This is a genomic window from Niveispirillum sp. FG156, assembly GCF_057809555.1.
This window is the reverse complement of record NZ_JBMDKE010000067.1, coordinates 1-19,297: the sequence shown is the minus strand read 5'-3', so window position 1 is coordinate 19,297 and position 19,297 is coordinate 1. Positions and strand designations below refer to the sequence as shown.

The following is a 19,297-nucleotide window of genomic DNA, read 5'->3' as shown; positions in this document are numbered from 1 at the left end:
CCGCCCCCCCCCCCCCCCCCCCCCCCCCCCACCTGCGGGTCGGACGCGGCGCCCCCTCTCAGAGGCCCGACGGGACCGAGCCTGTCGCGCGCGATGACACCTTCGCTGATCAGGCCGGCATTGGCGCTGGTGCCGATCAGCAGGTGCGACCCGCTGGCCGACAGCGCCGTGACGGCATCATTACCGATGGCCGCCCCGCCACTGGTTCCGTCCAGATACTGTACCCGGCCCAGGCCCGCGAAGATTGACACGCCATCGCCGGTGCCTACGGCCAGAGTGCCATTGGCGTCGTTGACGGCAAGTGCCGTAACGCTGTTGGACGTGCCGCCGATGGTAGCGGGCGTCCCGCCGATGATCAGCGCCCGCTCGTCATTGTATATCTGGCGGATTTGGGCGGGTGACGGCGCATAGGCGCCGGAACGCAGCATGGTAAGTTGGACGGACGTATTTTGTGCGAAGCCGTCCAGTCCGTGACCGATGCGCGTAACCGCAGACGGGTTATCCACGTTGCGTGAAACAACGGCTTGAGAAGCTGCAAGAGAGCCGTCTACCCACAACTCCAGCTGATTGCCACGTCGAACAGCCGTTACCATGCACCACCGATTGTCAGGGACGCCGCCGACGGTCTGGACAGATGAACTGCCCGTGGCATCACGGATCGTAAGGTTCAACGTCGCACTACTATAGACGCGCAGTGAAACGTTGCCGCTCGTATACGCCCCACCGCTATAGGTGCCTTGATCAAAAATGTTCGCGTACCATGTTCCAGTAATCTCGGAGTTAATCCACACAGAGAAGCAAAAATCCCCAGTGCCAAAGTTGAGGTCAGGATTGTAAGGCTGCTCAAGGTAATTCGAGGCGCTAAATGCTGATATCGCCGCCAGCCCACAGGGCAGTGCTGTCCGTTGCGGGGTGCCGTTGACGATTAGACCCTTGCCCTTGCAACTGCGGTCGGGAAGGGCGAGGCGGCAGGATAGGCTGTCGAAATATACCGTCTGACCAGCCGCAGGGGTGCCCGCAGCGTACAGTAAGACACGACTGGTCGTGGCTGTAGCTGTGAACTGCAAACTCAAGGGGGCATTGACCGTTCCGCTGTAGGTCGTCGTTACGTTTGACTGACCAGCGCTCGCTGCGGCCAGCGCTACGTCGATTGTCGATGTACCCCGACGGGCAATACACCGCACAAAATAAGTCTGACCGATCACGGTCGGGAAATCCTGATAAACGCCAGGACCAACCACTCCTGTTGATGTGATCTCAAGTTCTCCAGAGATTACAGTGGTAGTGCTGTTATTGTTCGTCCACCCAGCCGTGCCGCTGGAAAAATCCCCATTCGTGACCAACTCACCCGAGCCGGTGACATTCCCCGTCGTGGTATCGCACAGCCACGCACCCCGGATATCACCGGGCTGCCAGCCCGTGGCATAGTTCAGGGCCATATAGGATACCATCCCGTTGGCGGGGTTGGATAAATCCTCAGAGAACAAGGTCAGCCTGTCGTCGCAAGCTACCGCCCAGCCGCCAGGCACTCCCTGGATGGATCGCAGGTTGTTGCCAGCACTTCCCATGATAGAGGGGATGCTGGCCCGACCGAATACCGCCCGACGCCATGCCACACGGTCGATATCGGCGTACGGTATTGGCCCCACATCCATCTGCGAAGACGTCCCGAAGGCGTACTGAATGGCCAGTTGCCCGCCCGCCGTCAGTTGCGCCACTCCGAAGTTCGCCGCAGTGATGTCGCAAACTACTCCCCAGGGATGGATTACAGATACCCCGGCGCTGGTCGCCACGGCTACCGTCGGGATTGGTAGTCCAGCGCTGTCCAGCGGCGCGCCGGGCAGGACGCGGGCATGCGCATGCTGGGCGATCGTTGACACCAGGAGCGCTGATGCCGCTGTCGTCGTGATCTGTGTCACACCTGCCGCGTTCCGGGCGGCGATATTGGCATTCCGGCGGCTGTATGTGCCCGCGTCGCGGACGGTGATCACGTCCCCCGAGAAGTTGAGCGTCATCAGGCCGAAGCCCGAACTGCCGCCGATAGTAAGGTACACGCGACCGTTCAGGCAGGTCACTGACGTCGGGGCGTGTGTTGTGCCGTTCATCGGCACGGCGGTGCCGCTACCGTTGAACAGCATCCACATGCGCGGTGCGCCGCCAGCATCCAGATCATGCGCGTCATAAATTGTCAGAGATGTCGTGCGCGCGACGATCAGCGCCACCTTCGGAAACCGCCGCGTCGCCCCGCGTGTGGCCGTATTCAGCGACTCCCAGTACCAGGACCCGGCAGACCGTTCCGTCCACGCCCCGCCGTCGCTGTCCAGGCGCGTATCATAGACATGGACCGCCACCACATCGGTTGCCGTAAGCAGCGATTTGGTCAGCGCCGCGTAGGCCAGCCCCGTGGCGGTGCCGGTCCCCGCTGACCCCACCAGCGCTTGCGCCGTGGCCAGGGCCGTTTGGATGGCGGCGCGGTCGGTCCCGGTTTGTGCCCGGTCCGCGGCTGCGGCACCGGCGCTGCCCACGGCTGCGTCACGGGCCGTTTCCGCGCCCGTGCGCGCCAATTGGGCGGCGGCCCTGTCGCCGGCAACAACGGACCTGTCTGCGCTCACGGCCTGGCGGTCCGCCGCCGTTGCGCCGGCACTGACGGTTGCCGTGGCCTCGGCCGTCTGTGCTGCGTCACGGGCGGCCTGCGCCGCGATAACCGCGTCCGCACCCGTCACGGCAGTCGCTGTCTGCACCGACAGCAGGCCGACCGCACGGTTGAAGACCAGCGGCAGGCCGGTATCGCCCGGTGCCAGCAGCGGTGCCCCTGTGGTGGGGTCGAAGTCGCGGTGGATGGCGTAGTCGCCCGCCAACGCATCCCCACCCGGCCAGCCCTGCTCCAGTAGCAGCTCCGTGTCCGACAGCACCGTGGCCACGAACGCCGCCGGCCCTGAGGCGCCCGACAGCAGCATATCCCCGGTCTTGACGTTCGACAGGAACCGCGTCCCGACGCCCGTCACCGCCGGGTCGCCGAACGTCAGATGGATAGTGCCTTCCCGGTACTGGGCCATGTCGGATCACTCACTGTCGGAGGGATAAGGGAGAGCGGCCTTGATGGCAGCGAAGTCGGCAAGCATCTGGTCGCGTTTGGCGGGCCGGTCGACAGCGGCCTCGGCATGGGCTTCCATCTGCTTTTCAAGCGGCCAGGCTGCCAGGTAGCGGCGTTGGCGCTCGGCAGAGATGTCGTCGCGGCTCTTAGTAAGGCGGATTTTCACGACGCGATGATCTCCTGTACGAAATCGCGATAGGGGAACTGGCGGATTTCCACACGATAGGTTCCGGGATAATCGGCATCCAGTTCGAGGGTTCCGCCGGTAACGCTGTACTCCTCGCCATTCACTATGACGGTACAGGGATCGGGTAGGCCGGACAGGGTGGCCGTATCGGTGCCGTCAACCAGGATGGATGTCTTGTCAAAGGCGGTCAGCGACGGGCGGGGGGTGACAGTGCCGACCAGGACATAGTCGGTGGACAGGGTTGGTGGCGTATCAACAGCCATCACCGACCAACCGGGTTCCTGATACAGGTCCGCCTCTTCCGGACTGATATCCATGACTTGCCTGATAAGGCCCGTCTCTATGTGGTATTTGATGAAGGATGCCATGGCGTTATCTCAGCGATACGAGGGCGATGAGACCGACATCGCGCGTAAGCCGCTCTACCGATTTTGCGGCAATGTCGGCGTCGAAAGCAGGGCTCGGATACGGTTGGGTGCTGACGCCGGAACTGCACCAGCATTGCCAGCCATAGGTACCGTTGGCTGTGAGTTCGAATGATCTCATGAAGGCGCCCTGGGCGTCGCCCTTGAACCCGGAATAGTTACCGGAGTTCGAGGACCACGATGTATTCAGGCCATGGCCGCGTACCTGCAGGAGCGTGTTGATTTCCGGACCGTCACCATTGCCGTAAGCCATCAGCACCACCCGCGCCCTGTCTCCGGGTTTCATGCCGGCAATCACGACGTTGATCTCGGCGAATGTGGTGGCAACACAGGACCGGACGAAGGTGGCGCTTTCCGGTCGGATGACACGGGCATCGACGCTGCCGGTGCCGAAACCGCTGCTGCCGAAGATCTGGTTTCCGGCGACGTCCCAGGCCTCGAAGCCGGCATCCGAACCGTCAGCCGAAACATACATCTGCGCCCGGCGTTTGCCGCCGGCATAGGCGAAGATGGTCTTCTGGCCGGTTCGGCTGCCCGCCTGATTGGGCAGGTAGTCATCGTAGGTTCGCAAATATAGACCGGGGTCACCATCCGATACGACGCCCAGACGCATCTCACGGGCGTCAATCATGTCTGTCGTGACATGGTTACTGACGACATGGCCAACAGTGATCGTGTGACCTTGTTGGGTAATGTCGCGGAAATGGTCGGTCAGGGGCACGAGTGATTGCGGTCGGAATGTGACCAAGGTGATCGAATTTGCAGGTGCATTCTCACTGATATTACGGGTCGATGTTATGCTGTTGGCCCCAATCGCCCAATACAGCCGATAGCGCTGGCCGGGGATTGTGTCGCTTATGCCGCCGGACGATATTGTACGAGTAGCAATACTGCCATCCGTATCGTTGTAGCTGATCGTGCCACCGGTCCAGGACAGGCTTGTGCCGTTCGGTGTGAAAACGATCCCCGTCATAGTTCGAATTTGACCGAGGACCCTAAGGCGGTCAGTATCGATGGACCCGGTGGTGATCCTGCCACCATTGATGGTGGTGGTCTGCCCGCTATTGATGCGGGCGGCGGGGTCGCTGGCGCCTAAGCTGGCATTGGTGCGGATGGCGCTTAGGGCCGTGCCGCCGACCGTGATCGTATCGGACAGGATGGTGCCGGCCTCAATCTGGCCTGCCGATATCTTCCCTGCATAGGCGACATTGACGCCCAGGCTGCCGGCGGTGATGGTGCCGAGATTGGCGCTGACGGCGGCCAGATCGGAGACCGAGATACGGTCGGCGGTGACGGCGCCGGCCTGGATATGGTTTGCCCGGATGGCGTTGGCAGTGATGTGATTGGCCAGGATAGCGCCGGCAGCGATCTTGTCGGCATTGATCGCCCCCGCCGCGATCTCCCGCGCATTGACGGCACCGACGGCGATTTTGCCAGCGGTGATGGCGTCGGCGGCAATCTGGTGGGCCGCCAGCTGCCCCGCCACGTCGCCGGCGGCCACGGCGGCGGTCCAGGAACCGGCCACCAGCCGGTAGAGCTTGCCATCGCCGGTCAGCATGACGGTGCGCGGGCCGGTATAGCCGACAGGCGTCGGCAGAGTATTCACCATCCCCACCGGTTCGAGCCCTTGCGCAAACTTCGCGAAGTTCAGCTGGGCATCGGCGATATCATCGGCGGTGGCGCGGGGGATGGCCACGGCCAGTCCGGCATTGTCGCCATGGCTCCAGGCGCCGGCATTGCCGGTGCGGTCCACGGGCCGCAGCCAGTAATACCAGGTGCTGCCCGGTGCCAACCCCTGATCGGCAAAGACCGATCCGCGCACCGACCCAATGCGCAGGGCCTGGGCCCGGTCATTGGCGGCGGCGCGGAACACCTCCACCATGTCGAGATCGAGGTCAGGTGGGTTGGTCCAACGCAGGATGACAGAGCGCAGGCCGACATCGGCCAGCACGTCAACGAGCGGACCCGGCGGCACCGTATCGACGGCGGAAATAAGCGTGACGGTGTCGCCATATTCACTGGCATTGCTCGACCGATCGCGCCCGCGCAGCCGAACGCTATAGGGCGTGCCCGCCTCCACCCGCCAGACATGGCTGGGAGAACCTGTGGCCGGCAGGCCCAGGCTGAAATCCGTCCACTCGCCATCCTCACCGCGCCGGATCTGCCCCTCATAGACCAGGAAATCCGCCTCAAGATTGCGGTCCCAGGTCGCGGTCAGGGTGACGACCTGCTCCAGGCCGCTGGTAAAGCCCACGGCGCTGGACAAGGTCAGGCCCGTGGGCACGGCGGGCGGCACCTTGTCGACGGTGATGTCGGCCAGATTGACCATCACCTCGTCCGACAGGTTCAGCCCCGCCACATCCAGCCCGTCGCGCGGCTGGAACATATCCACCGCCGCCGCCCGAATGTACCAGTTGCCCAGCACCAGATTGCGCTGCACCAGATGCGGCGACGGCCCGCGATAGGTGGGCGCCACGCTGGCGGGATCGAAGCCCGGCTGATCGGAAATCCAGATAGCATAGCCATCCAGGTCCAGATCGGCAACCGGCGTCACCTCCACCGACAGCAGACCCACGCCCGCCGCCGCCGCCACCCCCACCTTGGGCGGGGCGTCATTGGTGACGCTCAGGGCCTGCATGCCCACCGCCGGCCCGACCTTGGCCAGGATCGACACCTCGAACCGCAAAGCCCGACTGGCCGACACCAGACCCACCGCCCGGCTGTCAGCCAGATTGTCGTCATACCGGTAGGTGTAACCGGTCTCCAACACCGGCCCCACCTCCCGCAGCACCCGGCCCGAGGCCGTCAGGATGCGGATGCCGTAACCCTGCATATGGGGGGAGGCGGTCGGCACGGCGGAAGCGGTAAAGGCAGCGGAACCGCCAGCTACCGCTGGGAATATCCCCGACCAGTTGATCTGTACATCCCGCCCTTCCCAGGTCGTGTCCGTCCCCTGCTGCGACAGCTCCAGCCGCGCCACCCGCGCTCCCTCAAGGCCCGTCGGGACGGTCACAGACTGAATCGGGGTCCAGGCGTTGTCATCCAAGAGCGACGTGGCAGGCGCCGCCTGCAGGCGTGCCTGAACATTGTAGGTCCGGCCCACCTTCACAGATGGCAGGCTCAGGGCAGTGGCGCCATCGCTCACCGTATCGCTGAACCAAGCGCCACCTTCCTCCTGCCAACGAACCGCAACCGCGTCATCAACAGCGACAGGCACCCAGGACACCGTAACCGATGGATCGGGTTTCGGCACGATTGTCAGTCGCAGCGGCGTTACTGCGGGTACTATCAATGGCACCGGCAAATCGGGAGGTACCTGTGTGTCCAGCAGCCATTTCCGAACCTGCCCCAACTTGGTGTGCAGGGCAATCGGCCCGCCATCGCGTTCTACAATGCCCGACGGATAGCCTTCTTCCGGAACCCCAGGGATCGTTACATTACTAATAGCTGTAAATGCCTGGAACTGGCCAACCAGCACCATCCATTCTTCAAAGCATGCCACGGTTCCTAAACCCGTATAGCTCGTACTATTTTGGACCGAGAGGATATAAGAGCTCAGGAACTGGCGGACACCGGTCGTTGCCGTCCGCACCTGGGCATGAAGGCCCAACAATATCTCACCATATGTACCCGTGGGCGCGCGGCGGGGCGGCGTGATGCTGCCAGATCTATTGGCGACAGCAACGAGCTTGTCATAGAGATCATATACTTCCTGATGGATAGGTAAGCTGGCTCGGAAGTCCGGGAGCGAGGAACGGATGATCCAATCATACCAACCGCGTCGCAACGCCTCCCTCAGGACCGGATCAGCGTCAGCCGGCGTGGCAAACTCAGTTTTCCTCAATACCCTTTCGATGAAGTCGATAGTAACAGTTCCATTCCATGATGCGTCTACAGTCTCAATGTCTCCATCAACAAAACTGCGGATTTCATTCTCGAACAGATAAAAGCGTAAAGAGGTGCGACCAGCTAGTGGCACCGCCTTGATGTTCATCTGCTCAAGCACGCCATTCAGGACAGGAACCGCCTGATTCATAAGCAGTTCGACCTTCATCGTCAGTTGTTCCGCCGGCCCCTTGAAGCCGTGGCGTTCCTTGCGTGGAGGACCAGCGACGTAAAGACCATTCACAGTCAATAGGTCGACATACCCATAAGGGCCGGAGTTGCTGCCAATTCCGATGGCATTGAAAACAACGGTCGTGATGACCATGGCAGCAGCGGCCACTACAGGGCCGCCGGCGTTGCTGGCCAGCACAATGGCAGATGCAACATTACCGGCCAGTCGTGCCGTCGGATTGCGAATCTCCATGGCATTCAGGAATTGGTTTCCGATAAGATCAGCCGGAACCGATATCAGGGCTCCATGGAATGCGCTCGACAAGGATACAGCGTCGTCGGCCAAGCTCAGACCCATCTGGCCGACGACATAAGAGCTGGCAGTGCGGGACACAATTCCTGTTACCGCCTGCCCTGCCAATCCGTCCAGACCGACAATATCCGTGATCCGCGACATGATCATGGTGGCCACCAGCGAGGTGAGGCCGGCTGCCATGCCATTGCCCAGGCGTGTTGCGAAATCCTCCGGCAGGGCGGCAGGGGGGATGTTCAGCCGCGTCAATATCTCCGTGGAGACCGTGTCCGTTGCCTGTGCCACAGCGTTATTGATCAGCAACGCCACCAGCGGGTTATCAACCCTGAACGCGCGGCTAGCAAGCGAACTGGCCAGGGCAACCAGCCCGGCACGAACCATATTGCCGTCTTGGTAAGGCGTGACAACGACCACCCCATCCGAATCCGAAGGCGGAAACGGAGCATCATCCGCAGGCGACTGCTTAAGGTAGACGATGTCCAATATGTCAGGCGACGGCAGGTCGAGTGTACTGGATCCAGGCGACTGACGAAATAACTCCGAATTCATGAAAAGTGTGAAGTTGTCTTTTCCTTCAAGTTTATAGGTCTTATTGAGATAAGACACATAATATACCCGATATCGAGCAACCGTGACGCCACCACTTGAGTCGATGTAAGGCCTTTCATCAATATCCTCCCTGACGGAAAGAACATTAGATGTATAACTAGAAGATACAGGAATAATTAAACCTGATTCATCGGTATATGGCAAAGTGACATGGGCTGTTTTATTTGGATCAACCACGCCACCAATAACAAAATTAGGCTCTCCAAACACTTGGCGTGCGGCCTTCTCCAGGTTTCTGGCCGCATCAGAAAGTGATTTTCTTAATTCAGCCTCCTCTGCCGTCGATAGGCTTCCTTCACTCTTCAATTTTTCAATGTAGGCTTTCATTGCTCGAAATGGGAAGAAGTTATCAATATTCGCCTCCAGGTCACTGGAAGGAGGCTTCTTGTCTCCAGTTTGTCTAATTGTTACATCATGCTTTTTGAAATACTCCATGAATGAATTAGATGTTTCCGGCGTGTATTTAGCTAGAACATCCTTCAACTCAGCGATGCTGGCTGGAGTCCCTCCCTCTCCGGAGAATGGTGAAAATTTTGCCGCCTCCTGGAACCGACGATTCTGAAGGCCGGCCGTAGAACTGTGATCTTCCTTGCCATGTAAGACTGGAATCTTGTTCGAACCAATGAGTATCTCAGCGAAAGCGCCCCAATTGTCTCCATTTGCTAAGGCGGTAACGAGGTTGGGGCCAATTAATTCACCTGGGTTGTTGTATCCAAATTGGATAAGAGCCACAACTTTATTGTCCGTGAGACGACCGTAAAGTGTCTCAAGTGTAGTCAATGCCGGAATTTTTGTTTGGCCTTGTTGTCCTTTTATACCATCAAAAATAGATTTAATTTCCGCATCTACAGCCTTAATGGCGGCATCTACTTTCGGAGTGAGAACGGCAGCCATCCCTTCAGGGGACATTTCCTGCCCAATCCTAGTGCCATTCTCACTGATAAGCTTCGACAGTTCCTTCTGCCGCGGAGAATTATCTAGGACTGGAATCCCATTATCTGTGATAGTTCTACCATTCGCGTCTTTCTTGTTTGGTCGGACGTTGGATAAGGAAAGCATGCTTTGGAATTTAGAATAATCTTCATTCGACCATGGCGTAAGACCGGCAAGGGAAAATATATTATCAATATCTGCTTTTGGAAGTATGGTCAGGTTTTTCTGACTGTCAGCGGAGGCAAGTGCGAAACCGATGCCTATAGTTGGAATGCCATAGCTATCAAGATAGATTTTTTTCTCCCTACCTTCCGAATCTCCCAAATCTTTATATATTGCACCTCTATTGTTGCTACCAACGGGGGCTTTATCCGCAATTGTCATGATTGTGTACTCCTTTTTATATGTTTACTTTTTAATTTCACACACCGGTCGATCACGTTCACTGCTCAAGTCCAGTAATATTGCAGACCTCTCCTGATAACGAGCAAATACAGACAATATATAATTCTTTTTTCGATAGCCGATAACCAAATTGTCAGCGACAAGTCCTAGGTCATCGGAATGATCCGCCATCATAAATGGTGTTTGTCCGTAGTGATAGCTTACCGATTCGCGTTTGCATAATTTATTGTAAAATAAATACATACTTGACAATCTCCGCTCTGTCCAGCTTTTTACTTTGAGCATTTGATTGCTAAGTACTTCCGGTGTGTCAGGCGCAGGAGAAGAGAATGGTCCATATGTACCGATCTCGTATATAAAGGACTTTTTAGCACCGGATATGTCATAGACCTTTATGCCATACCGGACCCGATACTGATCACCGGATGCCCGGGTTCCCTCCATGTACTCGAAGTCGAAGCCTGGGCACATCTCTTCCAGGGGAGAGTTCTTGACATCTGATACGAAGTTCGTTTGCAGAATCGGCTCGACAACTTCGATATTCGACTCGGTGCGCAAATCTTCCCAAAATCCCTCACAGAACTGAAAGGCCTCTCCTTCGGTCATGTTGTCTAGGGGCTGTTCAGATCGGACCTGCATCGGCCGACCGAACACAAACCGCCTAAACCCTTCCAACTTCCGCCATTCCGGCACGAAGGTGAATTGCAGGGGCGGTAGGGTGGAGAGATCGACCGTATTGAAATCGATAGTTGGGTCCTTCAGGCGCGGGTCCCGTTCCTCTGCCACGACCGCACCGACCAAGGTCAGGAGTATCGTCGAGGTAAGCAAGGCGGCCTTGATACCCCTCAGTGCAACCATACCAGGACCAACCAACTGCCGCCCCCACGCATATGACAGCCATGAACATATAGACAGTTTATGTCAATTTCCACCCTCATAGGTGGTTACTTATGAATGCAGTGCCTTTCAGAACCCCAGAGAGGGCAGCACTAACAGGGTGCGGAAAAAGGCTTTCGCGTCGCGAGGGCGGGGGATTTTCGGCAAGATTAGGAAAGGCAGAAGCAAGATACTGGTGGTATCTTGCGAGGACTTGACGCGAGATTGCCGAAAATAACCCAACCGCAGTAGCGAAATGGTTTTTCCGCACCCTGCTAACTTTGAGCAACTCCGTCACGTCGCCCATCCGACACGGGCGCCGCCTCCCTGTGCCGCTTGACGATCCCCGCCACCCTATTCTTGGCTCGGCCCCTATTCTCTGCCGATCAGCCGATAGCGACCCCCGCCGCCGCCATCGAACATCTGCTGCTTACCGCCCTGTTGCCGACAACTATCTCTGCGCGGAACCGGCGCAACTCGACACGGATGCATCAGTCTCAAGAGCGCGCCTGGTTCCCGATCTTGATAAGGGCGGCTTGCAGATTGGCGGTATAGGTCGCGGCATCGCAAATGACGGAGGCCAGCACCTTTTCGCTCAACCCCCGGCGCAACCTTTTGACCCGCGCCGGGTCGGCGGCCAGCGCGCAGGCCAGTTCCACATAGGCGTCGTCGCTGCGGGTGATCAGTTCTTCCAGCCCCACGGCGGTCAGGAAGCTGGATGACAGGCGCTGGCACATGGCGGTGCCCTGCAGGGTCAGCACCGGCACGCCCATCCACAGCGCCTGACAGGTCGTGGTCCCGCCATTGAAGGGCATGGTATCCAGCACGATGTCGATGCTGTCATAGGCGCCAAGCGCCACCTCGAACGGTTCCGGCGGTTCGAAGCGGATGCGACCGGGGTCGGCGCCATGGGCTTCCAGCCGTTGACGGAACCGTTCCACGGCGGCCGGGTCGGCAAAACTGCCGGCCTTCAGCAGCAGATCGGCCTGCGGACAGCGGGCCAGGATGCGGGCCCACAGCGCCAGACAGCGATCACTCAATTTCGACGCCGTGTTCAGCGACCCGAAGGTGATGGACCCAGGAGACCGGGGCCGGGGCCGGCGCACGATCACCTGTCGCGGCGGCTGGAACACCCAGAGGCAGGGATTGGGCCGAAGCACCCGCTCACTGAAAAACGGCTCCAGTTCCGGCGGCGTCACGATGGCGTCGCTGATGATATAGTCCATCTCCGTCAGGCCCGTGGAATGCGGATAGCCGATATAGCTCACCTGGGCCGGGGCCATGCGCTGTGCGAAGAACAGCAGGCCGTTATCGCCAGTATGGCCCGCCAGATCGACCAGGATATCGAAACGGTCCGCCAGCAGGCCTTTTCGTATCTGGTCAGCCGAACGATTATCGACATCGCGCCAGGTGCGCGCCAGGGCGCGGAACCGGGCCGTTGTTTCGTCGGCATCCTGGGCGCGGGAATAGATGGTGGTGTGGAACCGGTCACGGTCCAAGTTCGCCAGAACCGGTTCAAAGAACTGTGCCACCGGATGGATGGATTGCAGGTCGGGTGAGTAGAAACCGATGCGCAAGGGCGCGCCTTCACGCCGGATGGCCGGGGCACGCAATGCATCATCGGCGGGTTCTGGCAGTTTCGCCGCCATCTCCCTGTGCAGGTCCGCCAGCGCGTCGACCGACAGCGCATCGCTGTAAAGGCTGGTGAACAGCAGGTTGGAGATGGCGGCAAGCCCGCTCTTGCCCGCGTCGATCACCTGCCGGCCAAGCGCCAGCGCCTCCTCATTGTCATGCAGCTTTGACAGCGCACTGGCCAACAGAAGCCGCGCCTGGCCATTCTCCGGGTCATTTTCCATAACCTGCCGGCAGAGTGCGGCAGCCTCCGTGCACTGATGAAGGCGGATCAGGACAGCGGCCAGGGTTAGGGCAATGACGCTGTCAGCCGGGTTGCCACCCTGCCGCCGGCGCAGAATATCAAGGGCCTCGGCATGTTCATGGCGGCGGACCAGCAGATCGACCAGCGCGGTCACCGCCTTCTCGTCTTGCTTGCCGCCCAGCAATCCCCGGTACAGCGTTTCGGCCTCCGCCTGCCGGTGCGAGCGTGCCAGGAGGTCGGCCAGCAGGCGTTGTGGCCGCGCCAATGCCGGCTGATCGGCCATGGCCCAGCGGAACAGGGGTTCCGCCAGTTCCGGCGCCCCGTCATGGTTCAGGGCGACGCCCAGGTCGCAGCGGATCACCACATCATGCGGTGCGGCGCGCAATGCCTCCCGCAGGCTGGTGACGGCCTGGGGCCATTTCTCCTGAAAGCTCAGGATCAGGCCGCGCTTGTGCAGGGCCTGCACCATGTCCGGACGCATGTCCAACGCCGCGTTCAGGGCATCCAGGGCGGCGTCGCGGTTGCCCGCGTCATCCTCGGCATTGGCCAGATTGAATAGGATTTCCGGCGTGACGTCCGGCAATGCGGCGGCCCGGCGATAGAGATCCAGCGCCTCTTCCTTGCGGCCCTGTCGCCGCAGGATCTGGCCCAGATTGGCGATGGCCCCGGAATGGTCCGGCTGCACCGACAGCAGGCGGCGATACGCGTCGCGGGCTTCGTCGATACGCCCCGTCATGTGCAATTCGGTGACAATCTGATCGAAGCAGGCAGGCTGCACGCCGGTATTCCCGTTCATGTCCAAGGTGTCAGGCGATGGAGATGTGATGGTGGATTTCCTCATTACGCAGCCCCAGCGCCGCCGGTCGGGCGCATCCGGGCAGCGCCACCACATCGTAAAGTTCTTCCACGACGCCGCTGATCGTCAGCCACTGCACGATCTGGCCCGTGGTGATATCCACGATCACCAGGCCGCAACGGTCGCTGGTCCCCCGGCTGGACAGTGCCTCGCCCAGCGGCAGGTCATTGAAGGTCCGGTTCTTGCGGGCCTGGGACAGGCCGACGATGGCATAATCCCCCCACAGGGCCAGTCCCCGCCCATATCCCGGACAAAAGCAGACGGGATTGAACCGGCCCGTCCACAGGTCGATTGTGCCCAATTCCCCCGTGCCACTGTTTAGCAGCCAGAGCTGCCCCCGGTGCAGGCGGGGGGAATGCGGCATGGACAGGCCGTTGGCGATGGTTTCATGGGTGGCGACATCGATGACGACGCCCCCGCCCCGGCGCCCCTGCCGCCAGCCATCACCCGTATCACTGACGCCAACCGCCGTCACAAAGGCGGGCTGTCCCTCCTTCATGGCAAGGCCGTTCAGGTGGCAGCGATCCTCCGGTACCAGGCCCGTGATAAAGGGGGGGCGCCAAACCGGCGCAAAACTATGCGTCTCGCTTGGTACGGCCAGACAGTTGAACAGGGTATTGACGAAGATCGGCTTTCCGTTCGCATCGATACCGATATCATGGCTGTCCACATCGCCGGTGACATGGCAGAGGCGGGGCACGAACAGCCGGTCATGGCCGTCATGGCTCTGCCCCGGCAACAGCGCATTTTCGAAGCGCCAAAGCTGGTAGAGCGAGCCCATCCACAGGGTCTGCCCGTTCGACCACAGCCCCATGCACCGGGCGAAGGTACGCTCGAACACCGATAGCCGACCGTCGGGGCGATGGCCGATAAAGAACAGCTTGCCCGCCTGATAGGTGGAAAAAGCCAGGGAAATGCCCTGCTCTGCCAGCCAGGCAGGAAGATGCGACGAGTATTTGATCTCGAACGTCTCACGACCGTCGGTCAACGAAATCTCCGACAACAATTCATGAACCCCGGCCTGATGGCCGCAGGGACGCGACCGACCGAGCATAGGTGGCGTGGCATTCTATGGTCTTTCCAGACCCCGGTGAAAGCGGCGGCGACCATGGCGCGGATAAAGCGGGGGAAAGGAGGCCGGCTTTCCTCACATTGCCCCCGTGAACCAGGCCGCGGAGACATCCGTCTGGCCGATGATGGTGATGGTCCCGTGCCCCCCCAGATCGAAGATGGTGTTGCCATTGACGACTTTGGCGGTGGCCAGCAGCGCGGCAAGGTCCAGTGCCTTGTCATAGAGTGCCAGTTGATCGACGCCAGCCGTGAAATCGGCGATGACCGTGCCGCCCGACTGGGCGCCAAAGGCAAAGACGTCGCGTCCGTCCCCGCCCCACAGCATGTCGGAACCACCGTCAGCAAACAGGGTGTCGTTGCCGGCACCACCGTTCAGCGTGTCGTTACCGGCACCGCCGGACAGGGTGTCGTTGCCATCCTCGCCGAAGATGATGTCATTGCCATCCTCGCCAAAGCCCAGGTCATCACCATTACCTAGACCCAACAGATCATCGCCGGCCCCACCCAGGACAGTGTCGGCGCCATCGCCGGCGGCGACACTGTCATTGCCGGTCCCGGCCATGATCAGGTCGTTGCCCCCCTCCCCGAACAGGACGTCGTCGCCGGTCCCGCCATCCAGCGTGTCGGTCCCACTGCCGCCGGCCAGCGTGTCGTTACCATCCTCGCCGAACAGGATATCGTTGCCATCGCCGCCGAAGCCCCGATCATCGCCGGTGCCGCCGCCAACCACATCATCACCGGTGCCACCCAGCACCCAGTCATTGCCATCGCCACCATGGACAACATCATTGCCGGCATCCCCGAACAATGTGTCCTGGCCCAGCGTTGAAGCCACGGTGTCGTCGCCGTCGCCGCCATGTAGCTCGTCATCGCCTTCGCCCAGGATCATGACCTGGCTGAAGGCATCGCCATAGACCGTCTGTTGGCCGGCCCCCCCCACGATGGTGGCGCTGCCGATGATGGCGGCGAACTGCACGTCGTTCAGATCGATGGTGGTGTGGCCACTGACACCTGTGGTGTTCAAGACCAGGACGACCGGCAATGTTGTTCCCAGGTCGGTGCCCGTAACCTGCACAACGACGTCATCCTGGCCCTGGCTGCTGAAGTCAATGCTGCGGACGACCAGTTGACTGTCCGTGGGCAAGGTCGACAGGTAGCTGGTGGTGCCAGCGCCCAGCCCTTCCTGCGCGCTGGAGCCTGCGTCCGTGCGCTGGTTGATCTCCCGGATCATGTCGGTCAGCGACTGGGACGCATCGGTGCGACGGTCGGTGCCGGAAATGGCGGCGGAAATGTTGGCGGGCAGGGAAACGGTCAGGGTGTTGATAACCTCCACCTGACCCGTCACCGGATTGGTGCGCTGCTCCTGCACCACCGGGACATCGGCCAGCGCGGCATTGCCCGTGCTGTTATCGTCCACCCGGTCGGGCGGCGGTGCCTTGATGGTGGTGGTGCCGCCCGTGCCGCCGGCATTCTGCGTATAGGTCACATCGGTGCCATCAACCGTCTGCGCCGTTTTGGGCGGAACCGGGATGACGACGGCGTCGCCGGCGCGGGTCAGGGTGACTGTCCGGGCAACGCCGCTATTGCCGTAACTGTCGGTCAGCACGACCGTCAGGGTCAAGGTGGAACCCGCAAGGCTGTCCAGGTTCAGGCTGGAAAGACTTTGGCTGGTGCCGGTCATGCTGCCATTGCCGGACAGGCTGCCGCCACCACTGCCGGTGAAGGTCCAGGTGTAGGTGGCGCCGGCCTCGTCCGCGCTGATATCGAAGCCGAAAAGCAATCCGCCGTCGCCCCGGGCCTGGGTGATGTTCAAATCACTGATCAGGGGCGGCCTGGCATCGATGGTGACCGACTGCGTGCCGGCGGCGGAGATATTACCGGCCATATCGGTGGCGGTGGCGGTGATGGCATTGCTGCCATTGGTGTTGACCGCCAGGGTGCCGCTGACCGGGGTGGCCGTGCCCAGATCCACGCTCCAGGTCCCGCCGGTGGCAATGGTGCGGTAGGTGGCACCGCCGATGCTGACGGTCACGGTACTGCCGGCCTCTGCCGTGCCGCTGATCACGGGTGTCGTGTCATTGGCGGTGGCGATGGCGGTGATGACGGGGGCAGCCGGCGCGGTGGCATCGATGGTGACGGACTGCGTGCCGGCAGCGGAGATATTGCCCAGGGCGTCGGTGGCGGTGGCGGTGATGGCATTGCTGCCATTGGTGTTGACCGACAGGGTGCCGCTGACCGGGGTGGCCGCGCCCAGATCGATGCTCCAACTGCCGCCGCTGGCAACGGTACGGTAGGTGGCACCGCCGATGCTGACGGTCACGGTGCTGCCCGCCTCCGCCGTGCCGCTGATCGCGGGTGTCGTGTCTTTGGTAGCGGCGATGCTGCTGATCACCGGGGCGGACGGGGCGGTGGTGTCGATGGTCACCGACTGCGTGCCGGCGCTGGAGATATTGCCCAGTGCATCAGTGGCGGTAGCGGTGATGGCGTTGCTGCCATTGGCATTGACCGCCAGCGTGCCGCTGAACGGGGTGGCCGTACCCAGATCGATACTCCAACTGCCGCCGGTGGCAATGGTGCGGTAGGTGGCGCCACCGATGCTGACGGTCACGGTGTTGCCGGCCTCCGCCGTGCCGCTGATCACGGGTGTCGTGTCATTGGTGGCGGCGATGCTGCTGATCACCGGGGCAGCAGGCGCGGCGGCATCAATGGTAACGGACTGCGTGCCGGCACTGGAGACATTGCCGACGGCATCGGCAGCGGTGGCGGTGATGGTGTTGCTGCCATTGGTGTTGACGGCCAGGGTGCCGCTGAACGGGGTGGCCGTGCCCAGATCGACGCTCCAACTGCCGCCGGTGGCAACGGTGCTGTAGGTGGCGCCACCGATGCTCACGTTTACGGTGCTGCCGGCCTCTGCCGTACCGTTGATCACGGGTGTCGTGTCGTTGGTGGCGGGGATGCTATTGATCACCGGGGCGGACGGGGCGACGGTGTCGATGGTGACCGACTGTGTGCCGGGAGCGGAGACATTGCCGGCCATGTCGGTGGCGGTAGCGGTGATGGCGTTGCCGCCATTGGTGTTGACCGCCAGCGTGCCGCTGGCCGGGGTGGCCGTGCCCAGATCGATGCTCCAACTGCCGCCGGTGGCAACGGTGCGGTAGGTGGCGCCGCCGATGCTGACACTAACGGTGCTGCCAGCCTCTGCCGTGCCGCTGATCACAGGTCTCGTATCGTTGGTATCGGCAATTCTGCTGATCACCGGGGCGGATGGCGCGGTGGTGTCGATGGTCACCGACTGCGTACCGGCATTTGAAACATTGCCGGCTGTGTCGGTGGCCGTGGCAGAGATGGCATTGCTGCCATTGGCGTTGACCGACAGGGTGCCGCTGACGGGGGTTGCCGTGCCCAGATCGATGCTCCAACTGCCGCCGGTGGCAACGGTGCGGTACGTGGCGCCGCCGACGGTGATGCTGACGGTACTGCCGGCCTCTGCCGTGCCGCTGATCACGGGGGTCGTGTCATTGGTGGCGGCAATGCTGCTGATGACCGGGGCGGACGGCGCGGTGGTGTCGATGGTGACGCTGAGGGCGGTTGAACTTACGGAGCTATTGCTGCCCACCGTCGCCGTGGCCGTCAGATCATGGTCACCATCGTTCAGCGTGCTGGTGGGCGTGATGCTCCACGCACCATCATTGCCCGCCGTACCGGTGCCAAGCAGGGTGCTGCCCTTGTAAAGTTTGACCGTCGCCCCGGCGGTCGCCATGCCCTGGATGGTGGGTGTGGCGTCGTTGGTGATGGCATCGCTGGTGGAGCCGCTGTTGGATGCATCGGCCAGGGCGAGGTTCGACGGGGCGGCAAGATCAGCGATAGTGATCGAGATGCTGCTGTCGGTCGGTGTCGCGGCTCTGACGCCATAGATGACATAGCTGGCGCCGGCATTGGTCCGGCCACTCGGGTCTGCGCGGATGGCCCCGACGATCAGATCGTCGACACCGTCGCCATTGATGTCCCCCGCGGCGGACACGGAAATACCGGCATTGTCACTGGCGCTGGCGCCGGCGATGCGGAACCCGTCGCTGCTGGCCAGAGCGGCCAGATCGATATTACTATAGCCTGCTGACTTGCCATAGATGACATAGGCGGCACCGGCATTGGTACGGCCGGTCGGGTCGGCAAAGTTGGCCCCGATGATCAGATCGTCAATGCCGTCGCCATTGACATCACCTGCCGAGGACACGGAAATACCAGCCTGGTCGCCACCGCTGGCGCCGCCGATTCTGAACCCGTTACTGCTGGCCAAAGCGGCCAGGTCAATACCGCTATAGCCGCTGGACTTGCCATACACGACATAGGCTGCACCGGCAAAGGCCCGATCGCCCGGATCGGCAGATAGGACCCCGACGATCAGATCGTCGATACCGTCGCCATTGACATCCCCCGCCGAGGACACGGAAATGCCAGCATAGTTGCCGTCACTGCCGCCGGCGATTGTGAACCCGTCGCTGCTGGCCAGAGTGGCCAGATCGATGCCGCTATAACCGCTGGACCGGCCATAGACGACATAGGCAGCACCGGCATCGCTCCGGTTATTTGGGTCGG

The 19,297-nt window shown here is 61.2% G+C and carries 8 protein-coding genes; all 8 read right to left on the bottom strand.

Annotation, left to right across the window (positions count from 1 at the left end; genetic code table 11):
- Positions 1-3,056, bottom strand: a 3,056-nt coding sequence (locus tag ACODSP_RS27240) for a LamG-like jellyroll fold domain-containing protein (protein ID WP_488968657.1), incomplete at its 3' end; no start/stop codon positions are given.
- A gap of 6 nt (positions 3,057-3,062) precedes the next feature.
- Positions 3,063-3,260 carry a hypothetical protein gene (locus ACODSP_RS27235; RefSeq protein ID WP_488968656.1) on the bottom strand — a complete coding sequence of 66 codons (198 nt, stop codon included), beginning with the start codon at positions 3,258-3,260 and terminating at the stop codon, positions 3,063-3,065.
- Positions 3,257-3,598 (bottom strand): hypothetical protein, encoded by a 342-nt coding sequence (locus ACODSP_RS27230; RefSeq protein ID WP_488968655.1) that lies wholly within the window; start codon positions 3,596-3,598, stop codon positions 3,257-3,259. Before ACODSP_RS27230 ends, ACODSP_RS27235 begins: the two co-directional genes overlap by 4 nt.
- 55 nt (positions 3,599-3,653) lie before the next feature.
- Positions 3,654-10,001 (bottom strand): phage tail protein, encoded by a 6,348-nt coding sequence (locus tag ACODSP_RS27225; protein WP_488968654.1) that lies wholly within the window; start codon positions 9,999-10,001, stop codon positions 3,654-3,656.
- A 24-nt stretch (positions 10,002-10,025) separates the two neighbouring features.
- On the bottom strand, positions 10,026-10,880 hold the full coding sequence (locus ACODSP_RS27220) for a hypothetical protein (RefSeq protein WP_488968653.1): 855 nt from the start codon (positions 10,878-10,880) through the stop codon (positions 10,026-10,028).
- A gap of 515 nt (positions 10,881-11,395) precedes the next feature.
- Entirely contained in the window at positions 11,396-13,570 is a 2,175-nt protein-coding gene (locus ACODSP_RS27215) for a tetratricopeptide repeat protein (protein ID WP_488968652.1), read from the bottom strand.
- 10 nt (positions 13,571-13,580) lie between these two features.
- Positions 13,581-14,618 (bottom strand): TIGR03032 family protein, encoded by a 1,038-nt coding sequence (locus tag ACODSP_RS27210; protein ID WP_488968651.1) that lies wholly within the window; start codon positions 14,616-14,618, stop codon positions 13,581-13,583.
- Positions 14,619-14,777: 159 nt separating this feature from the next.
- The coding region (locus tag ACODSP_RS27205) for a beta strand repeat-containing protein (RefSeq protein WP_488968650.1) at positions 14,778-19,297 on the bottom strand (4,520 nt) is incomplete at its 5' end.